At 69.9% G+C, this 15445-nt stretch carries 19 protein-coding genes; 11 read left to right on the forward strand and 8 right to left on the reverse strand.

Features of this window, described 5'->3' with window-relative positions; translation table 11 throughout:
* Positions 1-254: 254 nt before the first annotated feature.
* The gene (locus tag AC07EQ_RS25205; protein WP_478390343.1) at positions 255-509 is read left to right on the forward strand and encodes a hypothetical protein; all 255 of its coding nucleotides are present in this window, start codon (positions 255-257) and stop codon (positions 507-509) included.
* A gap of 58 nt (positions 510-567) precedes the next feature.
* Here AC07EQ_RS25205 and AC07EQ_RS25210 read toward each other — a convergent pair whose 3' ends face one another.
* Positions 568-870 carry an MTH1187 family thiamine-binding protein gene (locus AC07EQ_RS25210; protein ID WP_132491981.1) on the reverse strand — a complete coding sequence of 101 codons (303 nt, stop codon included), beginning with the start codon at positions 868-870 and terminating at the stop codon, positions 568-570.
* Positions 871-1011: 141 nt separating this feature from the next.
* Here AC07EQ_RS25210 and AC07EQ_RS25215 point away from each other — a divergent pair, with 141 nt between their 5' ends.
* The gene (locus tag AC07EQ_RS25215) at positions 1012-1512 is read left to right on the forward strand and encodes a MarR family winged helix-turn-helix transcriptional regulator (protein ID WP_093262473.1); all 501 of its coding nucleotides are present in this window, start codon (positions 1012-1014) and stop codon (positions 1510-1512) included.
* 1 nt (position 1513) lies between these two features.
* On the opposite strand, the gene AC07EQ_RS25220 is transcribed toward AC07EQ_RS25215, so the two are convergent.
* From AC07EQ_RS25220 to AC07EQ_RS25235, 4 genes are all read right to left on the reverse strand, one after another.
* Complete coding sequence (locus AC07EQ_RS25220) at positions 1514-1873, reverse strand: DUF3817 domain-containing protein (protein ID WP_358313576.1); 360 nt, start codon at positions 1871-1873, stop codon at positions 1514-1516.
* A 76-nt stretch (positions 1874-1949) separates the two neighbouring features.
* Positions 1950-2267, reverse strand: coding sequence for a divalent-cation tolerance protein CutA (gene cutA / locus AC07EQ_RS25225; protein ID WP_478390344.1), 318 nt, complete (start codon positions 2265-2267; stop codon positions 1950-1952).
* 111 nt (positions 2268-2378) lie between these two features.
* Positions 2379-3785: a glycoside hydrolase family 47 protein gene (locus AC07EQ_RS25230; protein ID WP_478390345.1), complete on the reverse strand. Its 1407-nt coding sequence runs from the start codon at positions 3783-3785 to the stop codon at positions 2379-2381.
* A gap of 68 nt (positions 3786-3853) precedes the next feature.
* Entirely contained in the window at positions 3854-3988 is a 135-nt protein-coding gene (locus AC07EQ_RS25235; RefSeq protein ID WP_478390346.1) for a hypothetical protein, read from the reverse strand.
* Positions 3989-4277: 289 nt separating this feature from the next.
* On the opposite strand from AC07EQ_RS25235, the gene AC07EQ_RS25240 reads away from it, so the two are divergent.
* The 8 genes from AC07EQ_RS25240 to AC07EQ_RS25275 all read left to right on the forward strand — a co-directional run bounded on the left by AC07EQ_RS25240 (position 4278) and on the right by AC07EQ_RS25275 (position 11525).
* On the forward strand, positions 4278-5252 hold the full coding sequence (locus AC07EQ_RS25240; RefSeq protein WP_478390386.1) for a LacI family DNA-binding transcriptional regulator: 975 nt from the start codon (positions 4278-4280) through the stop codon (positions 5250-5252).
* Positions 5249-6295, forward strand: a complete 1047-nt coding sequence (locus AC07EQ_RS25245) for a class I mannose-6-phosphate isomerase (protein ID WP_478390347.1) — start codon at positions 5249-5251, stop codon at positions 6293-6295. The genes AC07EQ_RS25240 and AC07EQ_RS25245 overlap by 4 nt, the downstream gene beginning before the upstream one ends.
* Entirely contained in the window at positions 6292-7056 is a 765-nt protein-coding gene (locus AC07EQ_RS25250) for an ATP-binding cassette domain-containing protein (RefSeq protein ID WP_478390348.1), read from the forward strand. The genes AC07EQ_RS25245 and AC07EQ_RS25250 overlap by 4 nt, the downstream gene beginning before the upstream one ends.
* Positions 7056-8105, forward strand: a complete 1050-nt coding sequence (locus tag AC07EQ_RS25255; protein WP_478390349.1) for an ABC transporter permease — start codon at positions 7056-7058, stop codon at positions 8103-8105. Before AC07EQ_RS25250 ends, AC07EQ_RS25255 begins: the two co-directional genes overlap by 1 nt.
* A 42-nt stretch (positions 8106-8147) precedes the next feature.
* Entirely contained in the window at positions 8148-9125 is a 978-nt protein-coding gene (locus AC07EQ_RS25260) for an ABC transporter substrate-binding protein (protein WP_478390350.1), read from the forward strand.
* Between the two features lie 65 nt (positions 9126-9190).
* Positions 9191-9376, forward strand: coding sequence for a hypothetical protein (locus AC07EQ_RS25265; protein WP_478390351.1), 186 nt, complete (start codon positions 9191-9193; stop codon positions 9374-9376).
* Between the two features lie 187 nt (positions 9377-9563).
* Entirely contained in the window at positions 9564-9974 is a 411-nt protein-coding gene (locus AC07EQ_RS25270; protein WP_478390352.1) for a TipAS antibiotic-recognition domain-containing protein, read from the forward strand.
* Positions 9975-10205: 231 nt separating this feature from the next.
* Positions 10206-11525 (forward strand): DNA polymerase IV, encoded by a 1320-nt coding sequence (locus tag AC07EQ_RS25275; RefSeq protein ID WP_478390353.1) that lies wholly within the window; start codon positions 10206-10208, stop codon positions 11523-11525.
* Between the two features lie 3 nt (positions 11526-11528).
* On the opposite strand, the gene AC07EQ_RS25280 is transcribed toward AC07EQ_RS25275, so the two are convergent.
* From AC07EQ_RS25280 to AC07EQ_RS25290, 3 genes are all read right to left on the reverse strand, one after another.
* Positions 11529-12278, reverse strand: a complete 750-nt coding sequence (locus AC07EQ_RS25280; protein WP_478390354.1) for a hypothetical protein — start codon at positions 12276-12278, stop codon at positions 11529-11531.
* A gap of 79 nt (positions 12279-12357) precedes the next feature.
* Positions 12358-13545, reverse strand: coding sequence for an acetyl-CoA C-acetyltransferase (locus AC07EQ_RS25285; RefSeq protein WP_478390387.1), 1188 nt, complete (start codon positions 13543-13545; stop codon positions 12358-12360).
* Positions 13546-13709: 164 nt separating this feature from the next.
* On the reverse strand, positions 13710-14717 hold the full coding sequence (locus AC07EQ_RS25290; protein ID WP_478390355.1) for a hypothetical protein: 1008 nt from the start codon (positions 14715-14717) through the stop codon (positions 13710-13712).
* Positions 14718-14850: 133 nt separating this feature from the next.
* Between AC07EQ_RS25290 and mce the strand changes: the two genes are divergently transcribed.
* Positions 14851-15297 (forward strand): methylmalonyl-CoA epimerase, encoded by a 447-nt coding sequence (gene mce, locus AC07EQ_RS25295; RefSeq protein ID WP_478390356.1) that lies wholly within the window; start codon positions 14851-14853, stop codon positions 15295-15297.
* The last annotated feature ends 148 nt before the right edge of the window (positions 15298-15445 follow it).

A 15445-nucleotide genomic window follows, 5' to 3' on the forward strand; every position in this document is an offset into this window, starting at 1 on the left:
GCTGGGCGGCAGATCTTCCGCGGCCCGCGAAACCGCACGTCCAGAACCGACACTCCGACGACGCCCGAGATCAAACCGAATCAGTGAGGAAATGTCGCTCGAACAGGGGGCAAAGCGGGTTCACCCCTAAGGCTCGGCGACTTTGACCTCCGAAGTGGGAACTGAGCCCGCGAGTGACGGTTGTTTTCTCACGGGTCTGCGGGGCCTCCGGTTGGGGGACCTTCAGTCAGTAGTTCAACGAGAGGTACGAAACAGTGCGTATTGCTACCCGTGTTGCCGGCGTCGCCGGTGCCGCCGCCCTCGGTGTCCTGACCCTCGGCACCGCCGCGTTCGCGGACAGCGCCGATAACGACGGCATCAACGCGGTCAACGACAACAACGTCAGCGCCGTCCCGGTGCAGGCGTGCGGCAACAACGTCGGTGCTCTCATCGGTGTTGTCGTGCCGGTCCTGTCGCCGCAGGCCAACACCTGCGTCAACGCGCCCGTCGTGGACCACCCCAAGGGCTGACGCATTCAAAGCGCCGGACCGGGGGCGGCTGCTCGCCGCCCCCGGTCTTTTGCTGCGCCTACTCCCCGCGCAGGTGCTCCTCGACCCGCCGCACCTTCGAATGCAGCTGGTCGGTGTGCCCCGGCCGGATGTCCGCCTTGAGCACGAGGCTGGTGCGCGGCGCGTTCGCCGAGGCCGCCTCGGTGGCCCGCTTCACGACGTCCATCACCTCGTCCCACTCGCCTTCGATCGTGGTGAACATCGAGGTCGTCTCGTGCGGCAGCCCGGACTCCCGCACCACCTTCACCGCGGCGGCGACCGCCTCGCTGACACTGTCGCTGTCCCCGGCCCCGCTCGGGGCCACGCTGAACGCAACTAGCACGTCTGCTCCTCCATTCCGGACCGGCGGCGTGGTCCGCCGGTCACGACGATCATGCTCGGGCAGCGGCGCGGTCCTCCTGATTTCGCCCGACCCGCACCACAGCCACCAACTCGTCGGTAACCGCTGCTAGCGTCGAACACCATGAGCACCCGTAGTCCACTGCCCTTCGACCCAATCGCTCGCGCGGCCGAGATCTGGGCCGACCGGGTAGGCCCGTCGACGACGATGGCCGCGGTGACGAGCGTGATGCGGGTCCAGCAGATCCTGCAATCGGCGGTCGACGGTGCGCTGCGACCGCACAACCTGACGTTCGCCCGGTACGAGGCGCTGGTGCTGCTGAGCTTCTCGCGGCGCGGCAGCCTCCCGATGCGCGTCATGGGCGACCGGCTGCAACTGCACCCGACCAGCGTCACCAACATCGTCGACCGGCTGGAGCAGGACGGTCTGGTCCGGCGGGTGCCGCACCCCACGGACCGGCGCACCACCCTGGTGGAGATCACCGAGGACGGCCGGGACCTGATGAAGAAGGCGACCGAGTCGGTCACGGAGATCGACTTCGGGCTGCGCGGCATCACCGAGCGGCAGACCCAGCAGCTCACCGAGCTGCTCGGCAAGGTGCGGCACGCCGCCGGGGACTTCTGAGTCAGTTCAGCTCGCGCAGCGCGTAGCGAACGCGGCCCCAGAACGTCGGCTCGTCGGAGTCCGATTCGGCGAGCAGCCCGCGCCGGTTCGCCCAGCGCTCGAACCACACCGACGCCAGCGGCGGGATCGACGCCACCAGTGCCAGCACCAGCACCCCGAACCGCCAGCGCAGCGGGCTGAACACGACGAGGCAGGTCACCACGTAGGCGGTGAAGACCAGCCCGTGGACCCAGCCCATGACCGTCACGCCCAGCGGCTGCTGAAAGCCGTACTTGAACGCCATCGCCACCAGCAGACCGACCCACGAGAACGCCTCGGCGATCGCAACCGCCCGGAACCACCCGGCATACGTACGCGGCACGTCAAACCCACTTCCGTTCCAACGGCACTCCCCTGCGAGTGTGCCGGGTGTCGCCGATCACACCGATGCCGGTCCGCTACGGGCGGGTCTGATCGTCGACCCAGGCCAGGTAGGCGGCGTTGCCGCCGACGATCGGGGTGGCGATGATCTCCGGCACGTCGTAGCCGTGGTTGGCCTTGAGGTGCTCGACGAGTTCCGGGAGCCGCCCGGCCGAGGTCTTGATCTGCAGCTGCCACTCGGCATCGTCCTGGGCGGCGCCCTCCCACACGTAGAAACTGCGGATCGGCACGACCTGAACGCAAGCCCCCAGCCGCGCCTCGACGACGCCGCGGGCCAGCTCGGCGGCCGCCTGCTCGGAGTCGGTGGTGGTCACGACCTGCACATGATCAGCCATGCGCCCAGCGTAGCCAGCGGCCCGCGGCGGGCACGGTGACAGGAAGGTTCCCATGCTCCACTCCCGCCGGCGTCCGGCTGAGAGCATGGGAACTTTCCTGTCATCCCTGCGTCAGCGGCGGGCTCCGCGGAGGAGGTTCGCTTCGGTGCTCAGGTAGTTGTTCCGGTAGTCGAAGCGCGGGGTGTCGGAGAAGAGCAGCCAGTAGTACTTCATCTGCTCGGACCACCAGTAGCCCGGGCAGGTGTCCTCTTGCGACGGCGGCTTCGCCGTGACGTCGGCCAGAGCGGCGAAGCCGTACTTCGCCTTCGACGTCCCCACCATGTGATCGAAGTGGACGTTCGCGCGCTCGCGGAAGATCTCGTCGCCGGTTTCCAGCCAGAGCATGAGCGCCGAGTCCGCGAACTCGGGGCGCAACGCGTTGCTCCGGTCGCTCGCCGACATCGCCGAGTAGTCCACAGAGGTCGGGATCACCCCGAACTCGTCCTGCACGGTGTTGAACGCGTCGTGGTAGGCGCGGCCCTCGGCGACGCGGCCGGATTCGCCCAGCAGGCCGGCGTAGAACGAGGCGAGCACGCTCTGCTCGCGGCTGAGGACTTCCCCGGTGAACGCGTCGACCTGCGGGAACCACAGCATGTTCTGGTGGCGTTCGGCCTGGTGGGCGAGGATCGCGTCGGTGAGCGCGTCGTACCACTGGCGGAGTTCTTCGTCGCCGAACAGCGCGTAGCCGTCCCAGAGGTACTCGTAGTAGGAGTCGCCCGGTGGGCCGACGGTGGCCTGGCGGTTCCGCCACTCGCCGGTTTCGGCGTGGATGTCGTGCGGCAGCAGGCCGAGTCCGGTCCGCTTGTCGTAGACGACCCGCATGGCCTGCTTGGCGAGGTCGAAGTAGCGCCGGTCGCCGGTCCACTCCGAGAGGATCCCGAACTCGGCGATGTAGGTGCCGACCTCGACGATGTTGGTCTCCGGCCGGCTGACCGCGCCGGTCGCCAGGTTCACGTAGCGGTAGGGCAGGCCGGTCGGTGATTCGGTGAAGGCCGGGAGCAGCCGGTCCGCCACGTCGACGGCCAGTTCGAGCAGCCGCTGCTCACCGGTGCAGTGGTACGCGGCGGCGAGCCCGCCGACCATCCGGATGTTGGTCTCGAACACCTGGAACGGCGCGTCGACGTCGAAGCTCAGGTTCTCCTTGATCCACTGCACGGCGCGCTCGACTTCGGAGTCGGCTTCCATCAGCCACAACGTGTCGATCGCCTCGACGAGGCTCAACCCGATGGAGTGGCCCTCGACGAAGAAGTCCTCCCGGCCGCCGGAGATCGGCTTGATGTGGTCGGCGCCCATGGCCCGCTCGACGTAGTGCTGCCATGCCCACAGGAATTCGCGGCGGACGGCCTCGGCGACCGGCTTCCAGTCCCGCCGGGCCGGTGCCCCCGACGCCACCGCCGGCGCCGCGGCCAGCAGCCCGCCGGCAACGGCCGCGCCGCCGAACAAACGCAGCGCGGATCTCCTGGGGATGCTTCGGGACATCGCCGCCTCCTCACTGGACAACCTTGTCAAGCCGGGCCGGTTCACCGTCGTCGGAGACGCCGCAGAGGTCAATGCGGATCGCCGTTCTTGTCCGGTTTCGACACCGCGGCGCGGCGTTCGGCCGCGCCGAATACCGCCGCCCGACGACTTGACCCGCGCGGCCGCGACAGCGCCCCGCCGGCCCGGGTTCCGGCTGCGAGCATGGGAACTTTCCTGTCACCCAGGGCCGGAAAACCGCAGGATGGGAACCTTCCTGTCATCGATCGGCCGGGTCGGCGGGTCGCGCGGGCCGGGGTCGGCGGGCGCGAGGATGGGAACCTTCCTGTCACCTCGCCCGGAACGCCGGGGGACGGGTTGGGCCGATCAGCGGATGCCGCGGGGCCAGGCGTAGTCAGATCCGGGTGGTGGCATTGACAGGCGGCGAGGGGCTGCGATCCAATGCCGCCCATCATGACAACGTTGTCTGAGTCCGGGAACGTCCGGCGCGCCACGATGAACGACGTGGCGCGGCTGGCGGGCGTGAGCATCAAGACCGTTTCGCGGGTCGTCAACGCCGAGAGCGGCGTCCATCCGGCGACCGCGGAGCGGGTGCTGGCCGCCATCGACCAGCTCGGGTTCCGCCGCAACCTCAGCGCCCGCAACCTCCGCCGCGGCGCCGGGACCGGCACGCTGGGCCTGGTCCTGGAGGACCTGGCGAACCCGTTCTACTCGGTGTTGACCCGCGCGGTCGAGGAATTCGCGCGGGTGCAGGGCAAGCAGGTGCTGACCGGTTCGTCCGATGAGGACCCGGCGCGGGAACGCGAGCTGGTGCTGGAGTTCTGCGCGCGCCGCGTCGACGGGCTGATCGTGGTTCCCGCCGGTCACCAGCACGGGTACATCGCGCACGAGATCAACGCCGGGACGCCGGTGGTGTTCGTGGACCGGCCGCCGGGCAACCTCGACGCCGACACCGTGCTGATCGACAACGCCGGCGGCACCGCGCTCGCCGCCCGCCACCTGGCCGAGCACGGGCATCGCGAGATCGCTTTCCTCGGCGACGCTCCGGAGATCCACACGGCCGCCGAGCGGCTGCGCGGTTTCCGGGAAGGCTGCGCGCAGGCCGGTGTGCCGTTCTCCCCCGACCTGGTCCTGATGGGCCCGCACACCGACGAGTCGGTGGCGCAGGCGCTGCGTTCCACGCTGCAGCGCGCGACCGCGCTGGTGACCGGCAACAACCGGATCACCGTGCACGCGCTGCGCGCGCTGGCCGGTCGCCCCCGTCGGCCGGCGCTCGTCGGCTTCGACGACTTCGAGCTCGCCGACCTCCTCGACCCGCCGATCAGCGTGGTCACCCACGACACCTGGGCGCTGGGCCGGTCGGCGGCAGAACTGCTGTTCGCGCGGCTGGACGGCGACCGCACGCCGCCACGCCGCCTGGTCGTTCCCACTCGGCTGCTCGCCAGAGGTTCCGGAGAGGTATCACGTTGAGTTCTGTCCACAATGATCAGTCCGGCCCGGCGGTTCCGATCGCCCTGCCGGCCAACCAGCCCCGCCAGTTCTACCGGGGCGGTGCGTCGATCGCCGCGCTGCGCGGCTCGGACGACCGCGAATTCGGCCCGGAGGACTGGGTCGCGTCCACCACGACGCGGTTCGGCCAGGCCGAGTCGGGCCTGTCCCGCCTGCCGGACGGGCGTTTGCTGCGCGACGCGGTGACAGCCGAACCCGAGCGGTGGCTGGGCGCCGAGCACGTGACCGCCTTCGGCGACAGCACCGCGCTGCTGGTCAAGCTCCTGGACGCGGGGCAGCGGCTGCCGGTGCACTGCCATCCCTCGGATGCCTTCGCCCAGCAGCACCTCGGTTCCCGGTTCGGCAAGACCGAGGCGTGGATCGTGGTCGGCACGTCCGGCGCGAACCCGGTGGTGTACCTGGGTTTCCGCGAAGACGTCGCGCCGGAGACGGTCGCGCATTGGGTGGCCACGCAGGATTCGTCGGCGATGCTCGGTTCGCTCAACGAGATCCCGGTCCGGCCCGGCGACACCGTGCACGTTCCCGCGGGCACCCCGCACGCCATCGGCGAAGGCGTGTTCATCGTCGAGCTGCAGCAGCCGACGGACTTCTCGATCACGTTGGAATGGCAGGGTTTCCTGGCCGATGCCGAGGGCGCGTTCCTCGGCATGGACCGGCAGACCGCGCTCGAAACGGTCAACCGCGACGGTTTCGGCGATGCGGTGCTGGACTCGCTGATCAAGCGAACCGCGGACCGGTCCGAGCCCCGCGTCCCGCTGCTGGCCAACGACGCGGCACCCTTCTTCCGCGCCGAGCGCCTGCACGGCGGCGTCGAGCTTGAGCCGTCGTTCGGCGTGCTCATCGCGCTGGACGGCAGCGGGAAGTTGCGCACGGACGGCGGCGCCGAACTACCGCTGCGCCGCGGCAGCACCGCCGTGATCCCGCATTCCGCCGGGGCCGCTCAGCTCGAAGGGGACGTCACCGTGGTGCACTGCCGCCCGCCGGCCGCCGGGAGCCCGAGATGACCGAACCGCTCTTGGAAGCCCGCAACCTGGTCAAGCGCTACGGCAGCGTGGAGGCGCTGCGCGGCGCGTCGTTCACAGTGCACCCGGGTGAGGTCGTCGCGCTCATCGGCGACAACGGCGCCGGCAAGTCGACGCTGGTGAAATGCCTTTCGGGCGTCGAGCAGCCGGATTCGGGGCAGATCCTGGTCGGCGGCAAGCCGGTGACGCTCGACTCCCCCGCCGCCGCCCGGTCGCACGGCATCGAGACCGCCTACCAAGACCTCGCGGTGGCGCCCGACCTCGACCCGGCCGCGAACCTGTTCCTGGGGCGGGAGATCCGGCGGCCCGGGCTGCTCGGCCGGCTCGGCATGCTGGACAAGGCGAAAATGCGTGAGCAGGCCGCCGAGCAGTTCGCGAAGTTCGGCGTGTCGCTGCAAGACCTGTCGGTACCGATCGGCTCGCTGTCCGGCGGGCAGCGGCAGAGCGTCGCGGTCGCGCGCTCGGTCACCTGGGCGGACAAGCTCGTGTTCATGGACGAGCCCACCGCCGCGCTGGGCGTCCTGCAGCGCGAACGCGTGCTGGAGGTGATCCGGCGGGTTCGCGACACCGGTATCTCGGTGGTGCTGATCAGCCACAACATGCCGGAGGTGCTGTCGGTCGCGGATCGGGTCGAGGTGTTGCGCCTCGGCAGCCGGGTGGCGCGGTTCGGCGCCGCCGAGGCGACCCTGGAGGACCTGGTCGGCGCCATGACCGGCGCACTGTCGCAGGAGGACGCGAGCTGATGGCCACCCAGCAGGAAACACCCGAGTCCACTGTGGAAGAAAAGGCGCCGGCCCCGGCGAAGGGGGTCGGCGCGCGGCTGGCGTCCTCGAACACGCTGTGGACCGGCCTGGTTCTCGTCGTCCTTTGCGTGCTGTTCAGCGTGCTCCGCCCGGACGCCTTCCCCACCCTGTTCAACACCCAGAACCTGCTGGTGCAGGCGGCGCCGCTGCTGATGCTCGCGGTCGGCATGACCTTCGTGATCATCACCTCCGGCATCGACCTGTCGGTGGGATCGGTGCTGGTGTTCTCCGGCGTCGTGTCGGCGATGACCATGGAATGGCTCAGCGGCGGCGACGCGACGAACGCCGGCTGGGGCGTGATCGCGATCGGCCTGCTGGTCGCGCTCGTCGGCGGCGCGCTGTGGGGCCTGCTGAACGGGTTGCTCGTCGCGGTCGCCCGGGTCCCGGCGCTGATCGTCACGCTCGGCTCGTTCGGCGCGGCACTCGGTGCCGCACAGCTGCTCACCAACGGCATCGACGTGCGCACGGTGCCCAGCGCGCTGCGCAAGACCCTCGGCACCGGGACGTCGTTCGTGGTGGTCCCGAACCTGGTGATCCTCGCGGCGGTGATCACGCTGCTGGCGCTGTGGCTGCTGCACACCACGGCCTTCGGCCGCTACACCTACGCGATCGGCTCGAACGCCGAAGCCGCCCGCCGCAGCGGCATCAAGGTCACCCGGCACCTGGTCACCGTCTACGCCCTCACCGGGGTGCTGGCCGGGCTGGCCGGGTTCATGTCGCTGGCCTACTTCGGCACCACCACGATCAGCGGGCACAGCAACGACAACCTGAACGCGATCGCGGCCGTGGTGCTGGGCGGGACCAGCCTGTTCGGCGGCATCGGCACGGTGCTCGGCAGCGTCATCGGCGTGTTCATCCCCGCGGTGCTCGACGCCGGATTCGTGATGACCGGGGTGCGGCCGTTCTGGCAACCGATCGCGGTCGGCGCGGTCCTGGTCGCCGCGGTCTGGCTGGACCAGCGCAGGCGGCGGGCGCGCAACAACCGCTGACACTCGATCTTCGGCACAACGGCGTGTGGAGGTAAATCGCTGATGAGAACGCACAAAACCGCGCTGGCGCTGGGTGCGGCGCTGCTGCTGGCCGGCTGCGGGTCCGGCCAGATCGGTGACACCGGCAGCGGGCAGACCGATCCCAACAACAAGAACCTCGCCCTGATCACCGGGATGCGCGGCGAACCGTTCTACGTGTCCATCGAATGCGCGGCGCAGCAGGAGGCGAGCGCGCAGGGCTACCAGCTGAACTCGCAGGCCCCGGAGAAGTTCGAGCAGGCCGAGCAGTCGCAGATCCTGGGCGGCATCGTCAGCACCAAGCCAGGCGCGGTGATCATCGTGCCCACCGACGACAAGGCGCTGGCCGCGCCGCTGCAGCAGGCCAAGAGCAACGGCATCCAGGTCGTCGAGGTCGACACCGCGCTGGAGGACCGGTCCGTCTCGGTCACCTCGCTGTCGTCGGACAACTACGCGGGTGGCCAACTGGCCGCGCAAACGCTGGCGCAGCTGGTCGGCGACAAGCCGGGGTCGGTGCTGGCGCTGAACACGAAGGCGGGCACCTCGACCACCGACGCGCGGGCCAAGGGCTTCGAGGAGGAGATCGCCAAGCACCCGAACCTGAAGCTGCTGCCCACCCAGTACACCGAGAACGAGGCGGCGACAGCCGCGCAGATCGTGTCGGCGACGCTGGCCGCGAACCCCGACCTGGTCGGCGTGTTCGGCACCAACCTCAACACCGGCGAAGGCGCCGCCACCGCGCTGTTCAACGCCGGCAAGTCCGGGCAGGTGCAGCTGGTCGGGTTCGACGCCAGCCCGAAGCAGGTGGACGACCTGCGCAACGGCCGGGTCCAGGCGCTGATCGCGCAGAACCCCGGCAAGATCGGGCAGGAAGGCGTCAAGCGAGCCATCGCGGCGATCAAGGGCCAGCCTGTCGAACGGGAGACCAAGACCGAGATGATCGCCATCACCAAGGACAACATCGACCAGCAGGCGCAGTACTTCTACAAGGCCCACTGCTGATCGCCCGTGCCGGGGCCGGCGTCATCGCACCGGCCTCGGCACCGGCGCCGGGCTACCTTGGGTGCATGGGCAGATACGGCGAACTCTTCCCCGGCCGGAAGCTCCAGCACGAAGGCGACCAGACCGGCATCTCGCGAGGGCACGACCCCGGCGGGCCGCTGGACCTGGAAAGCGGTGTGGTGTTCCTCGCGCCGCCCGAACGGCCCGCGGCCGACGAGCAGGACGACACCGCTGGTCCGGAAGCCGGCTGAGCGCCGCGGCACCAGACCGGGGCATCACAGGCTGGTAGCGGATCGCCACAATCACACGCAGCGTCCACTTCGCTCCGTTAATGTGCCACGGGCAGGTGATCAGGGCCGTGATCACCCGCAATGTCGATCACGATCCGTACTTGATCGTCATGCGTCGTGCCCGCACGTCAGGGGAGGAAGGAACGCCGTGCAGCCGTTTGGGAGCCCCGGTCTCGATCAGGCCGAAGCCGTCGAAGACGGCACCGCTCTGATCGGAAACCTCACCCCCGCCGGAGCCAACGGCCCCATCCCCCCGGAGCAGCGCAAAGCGCTCGCGCAGCGCATCGGCGCTGACTGGAACCGGATCAGCTCGGCCGTCGCCGAGCTGTTCGCCACCGGCGTCCCCGAGAGCGACCCCCGCACCCAGCAGGTGATCCACGAGCACTACCGCTGGATCTGCCACTTCTGGACCCCGGACCGGTCCTCCTACCTGCGGCTGGCGGAGATGTACGTGAACCAGCCGAAGTTCCGCCGCCGCATCGAGCGCCGGAAGCCGAAGGGCATGGCCGACTACATGCGCGACGCGATGATCACCTACGCCTGGGCGAAGCTGCGCTGAACTGCCGCCGGGCGGCGCAGGGTGACAGGAAAGTTCCCATGCTCTCACCCCGGCTCGCGGTGACAGAAAGGTTCCCTTGCTCGCTCCCGCACGGCGGGAAGTGACAGGAAGGTTCCCATCCTCGCGCCCAGTCGCGGAGGTCAGCGGCCTGCGGTGACAGGAAGGTTCCCTTGCTCTCACCTCGCCCGGCCGCGGCGGCGGCTGTCAGAGGCATCCCGTTGAATAGCGGTCATGCCGAGGTGGGTGCTGCACATGGACATGGATGCGTTCTTCGCATCCGTGGAGCAGCTGACCCGCCCCACCGTCGGCGGGCGCCCGGTGCTCGTCGGCGGCCTCGGCCCGCGCGGCACCGTCGCCGGCGCCAGCTACGAGGCCCGGGAGTACGGCGCGCGGTCCGCGATGTCGATGGCGGAGGCGCGCCGCTGCTGCCCCGTCGCGGTGGTCCTCCCGCCGCGGTTCCGCGTCTACCAGGCGGTGAGCAAGCAGGTGCTCGGCATCGTCCGGGAGGTTTCCGACGTCGTCGAGCAGGTCTCGGTCGACGAGGCGTTCCTGGAACCCACCGAGCTCGCCGGGGCCACCACCGCGCAGGTCGAGGACTTCGCCACGCGGCTGCGCGCGCGGGTGCACCGCGAGGTCGGCGTGACGGCGTCGATCGGCGCGGGTGCCGGTAAGCAGCTCGCCAAGATCGCCTCGGGCCTGGCCAAGCCGGACGGCATGCTCGTGGTGCCGCCGGAGCAGCAGCTGGAACTGCTGTCGGGGCTGCCGGTGCGCAAGATGTGGGGCATCGGGCCGGTGACGGAGTCGAAGCTGCACCGCATCGGCGTCCAGACGATCGGCGAGCTCGCCGCGCTGCGCCCCAACGACGTGACGTCGCTGCTCGGGCAGGCGCATGGCACCGAGCTGCACCGCCTCGCGCACGGCATCGACGAGCATCCGGTGGCCGAGCGCGCCGAAGCGAAGCAGGTCAGCGCCGAGACGACGTTCGACGTCGACATCACCGACCAGGCGAAGCTGCAGGCCGAGGTGACCGGGATGGCCGAGTCGGCGCATCGCCGGTTGGTGTCGTCGGGGCGCGCCGCGCGCACCGTGACGATCAAGGTCCGGGATTCCGACTTCACCACGATCAGCCGCGCGGAGACGTTCTCATCGGCGACCAGCGATCTCGGTGCGCTCGCTGCGGCGGCGCGACGGCTGCTGCCCGTCGCAGTACCGCCGGGCACGCCGGTCCGGCTGGTCGGCGTCTCCTACTCGGGATTGGCGACCTCGGAGCAGGAGCCGCTGTTCGGCAACCCCGCCGACCAGCAGGAATCTCCGGCGCCCGTCGTCCTGCCCGCCCCCGAACCGAGCCCGGAGCCGTCGACCCGGCACTGGCGCGCGGGTGACGACGTGCGGCACAGCGAGTTCGGGCACGGCTGGGTGCAGGGCGCCGGGCACGGTCGCGTCACCGTCCGGTTCGAGACCGCCACCAGCGGCCGCGGGGTGGCCCGCACCTTCGCCATCGACGCCCCGGAACTGACCTCGGCGGACCCGATCGACAGCCTCGGCTGGTAACCGTCAGGCCTGCGGCGGCGGGAGCTCCCGCTTGTACCGGCCGATCCACTTCTGCGGCGCGACCGTCTGCACCGCGCCTTCCAGCTCCTTCGGCAGCCTGCTCATCGGCGGCAGGTGGAACCGGTAGCGCTCGCCGGGCAGCCCCGGCATCGACGGCTGCTCCTCCACTCGCCAGCGGTCCAGCTCCGGGTGCCGTGCCGCGAATCCCGGATCCGCGGGGTAGAGCTCCAGCGCGTGGCGGCGCTCCGGCGCGACCGGGCGGCGGTGCTGGATCCACGGCAGCGTGCCGACCCCGACGGCCTTGATCTCGTCCCATGTGACGCCGAACACCTCGCCGCGGGTGCGGGCGTAGAAGCCGCTGCGGTCGAACAGGAAGCCGCGGCTGTTGAGCATGCCCCGGGAGGCGGTGAGGAACCAGAGGAAGATCACGCCGAAGATGAGCTGCCAGATCCACAAGCCGACGCTGTTGCCGTTGTTGACCAGCGCCGCGGCGACCAGCACGGTGAGCAGCCCGCTGATGCCGCCACCGACGAGCAGCGCCTTGAAGCTGCTGGCGCTGACGTCGACGTCGTGCGCGTCCGCGCTCAGCAGCGTCGGTCGGTGCCCGCCGCCGGGCTGCACCCGGGTGGCGGGCTCGGCAGCTCCGGCGTGGTCCGAGGCGTAACGGGCGGTGTTGCGGGGGCGTGCCGGGACGGTCGCCCGTTCCTGCTCGACCCGGTCGGCCCGTTGCCATCCCCCTGGAAGCCACTTCATGCCGTCCAGGGTAGCCACGCCGGAATCGGTCGATCACCGACGGTGCGGGATCTCCGGGTGATCTCAGGGTCGGCCGGGGTCAGGCGGTCGGTACGCGGAGGATCAGGGCGTCGCCCTGCCCACCACCACCGCACAACGCCGCCGCACCGACCCCACCACCACGACGCTTCAACTCCAACGCCAGATGCAACGCCAACCGCGCACCCGACATCCCGATCGGATGCCCCAACGCGATCGCACCACCATTGACGTTGACCCGCTGCTCATCAACACCCAACGCACGCGTCGACACGATCCCCACCGCCGCGAACGCCTCGTTGACCTCCACCAGATCCAGCTCCGCCGCCTCGATCCGCTCCCTGGCGCACGCCGCCTTGATCGCATTCGACGGCTGCTCATGCAGACTCGCATCCGGCCCCGCGACCACACCATGCGCACCGACCTCGGCCAGCCAGGACAACCCCCACTCCTCGGCCTTGGCCCGGCTCATCACCACCACCGCCGCCGCACCATCGGAAATCTGCGACGCCGACCCCGCCGTGATCGTCCCATCCGAGGCGAACGCCGGACGCAACCTCGCCAACCCCTCCACCGTGGTATCCCCGCGAATACCCTCATCCGCGTCCACCACCAACGGATCACCCTTACGCCGCGGCACCTCCACCGGCACGATCTCCTCCGCGAACACACCCCGCTGCACAGCCGCCGCCGCCCGCTGATGCGACCGCGCCGCGAACGCGTCCTGCTCCTCCCGCGTCAACCCGTACCGCGCGTTGTGCTTCTCCGTGGACAACCCCATCGCGACCTGATCGAACGCGCAGAACAAACCATCATGCGACATGTGATCCAGCATCTGCACATCACCGAACTTGAAGCCCTCACGCGACCCCGCCAGCAAATGCGGCGCCCCCGTCATCGACTCCTGACCACCCGCGACCACCACATCGAACTCACCCGCCCGGATCAACTGATCCGCCAACGCGATCGCATCCAGCCCCGACAAGCACACCTTGTTGATCGTCAACGCCGGCACACCCATCGGAATACCCGCAGCCACCGCGGCCTGCCGCGCCGGAATCTGCCCCGCACCCGCGGTCAGCACCTGACCCATGATCGTGTACTCGACCTGATCCGGCCGCACCCCGGCCCGCTCCAACGCAGCCCGGATCGCGAACCCACCCAACTGCGCACCCGAGAAACCCTTCAGCGAGCCCAGCAACCGCCCCATCGGAGTACGCGCCCCCGCCACGATCACAGAACCGCTCACCACTGCCTCCCGGTGCGTCTTCGTCGACTGCCACGTCATCGATGCGTCGCAGCACCATGATGGCCCCGCGGACGCTCCCGGACCATACCCGCGACGACACCCCGTGCCACCTGTGACGACTGCCATAACCAGGCGCTACGGATGACAGGAAGGTTCCCCTGCTCTCAGCAGTTGCCGGTGCCGGTGGTCGTGTCGCAGAAGCCGGTTTCGGCGGCCCAGTACAGCTTCGTGCGGGCGTTGACGCCGAGTTCCCGGGAGGCCGACACGTCGGTGTCCGCGCCGGAGTCGGCCTTCAGCCAGTACCGCACCTCGTAGTCCTTTCCACCCTCCGTGTAGGTGAAGACGTAGAACGGTGCCGGTACCGGGGCCGGCCCGAAGTCGGGGGCGGTCCAGGCCTTTTCGCCCTCCGCCTCGCTCGGGTCGACGTACAGGCAGTCGTACTTGGCGCCCTCGAAGGTGCAGTCGCGCGGCTGCGCACCGCCGTACCGGGTGACGCTGTCGTCCTTGGTGACGCCGCCGGATTCCAGCCGCTGGTAGATCGTTTCGCAGGCGCCCGCGTCGCAGGCGTGCCAGTCCTTCCACGCGGTGGCCCGGGCGCGTGCGGTGGACGATCCGCCGTTGACCGCGTCGCAGAACTTGCCGACCATGTACGGGACCATCTTCTGCGCGGCGCCGACCGAGTCGATGGCGGTCGCGGCGGTCTCCCCGGCGCCGAGCCCGGCCGAGTCGAGCTGCCAGATGCCGACGCCCGGGTTGAAGAACAGGCCCTTGGCTCGTTGTTCGGGGTCGGCGAGGGAGGTCTGGTCGTCGTAGCGGGACAGGGTCATCGGCGACGGCGCCTTGCCGGATCCCGCCACCTCGGGCCACGTCGTGGACAGCGCCAGGTTGGTCGCGGCTTGGGCGCTGATCGTGCAGTCGGCCGCCCCGGCCGCCTCCTCGGCTGCGGCGCTGACCGCTGCGTACGGCTCGGTGCCGAACACCAGCGGTCCGGGCGCGACCCAGGCCCGGTCCCGGCGCAGTTGGTCCGCGCGCGGATTGTCGCCGCCTCCGCCGCTGGGCACACCGTCGCCGCCGGCGGCCAGCGCGGCGGGTACGCCCAATCCGATGGTGACGCCGAGCACCGCCGTCAGGATCGCGAGCCCGCGAACCGGCCCACGTTGCTTCTTCGCCATCCTCGCCCCTCTCAGGTGAATCAGCCACATGCTCGTGCGTAGCTAGGTGACCCGACTCCGCCCGTTGGGGCAATTCGATCTTCCGGATTTGCCGGTATTCCCGGAAAATGTGGTCGCGAGTTACGCTGCGGGCATGCGAGCGGACTTAACCGGCCTGGTCACGGCCGTGGATCACGTGGGCATCGCGGTGGCCGATCTGGACGCGGCCATCGCCTTCCAGCGGGACACCTTCGGATTAGAGGTCGCGCACACTGAGGTGAACGAGGAACAAGGCGTGCGCGAAGCGATGATGCGGGCGCCCGGCGATGCCACGGGCGTGACGCAGATTCAGCTCATCACGCCACTGCGCGACGATTCGGCGATCGCGAAGTTCCTGGACCGCAACGGCCCCGGCCTGCAGCAACTCGCCTATCGGGTGACGGACATCGACGCGGCCATGGCGGCGATCCGCGCCAAGGGACTGCGGCTGCTCTACGAGGAACCACGCCGCGGCACGGCGAACAGCCGCATCAACTTCGTGCACCCCAAGGACGCCGGCGGCGTCCTCGTCGAACTCGTCGAACCAGCTGAAGTCCACTGAGGACATCGCCGGAGTCGTGGGGGGTTTTTTTTTTTTCCCCCCCCCCAAACACCCCCCCCCCCCCCCCCCCCCCCCCCCGCACCCCGTCCGGAGACCGTCCGCCGGTTGATAACCCCACAAACCCCCCCCCCAACATACCCCCTCCCCC

This window comes from Saccharopolyspora sp. NPDC045839, from assembly GCF_056431645.1.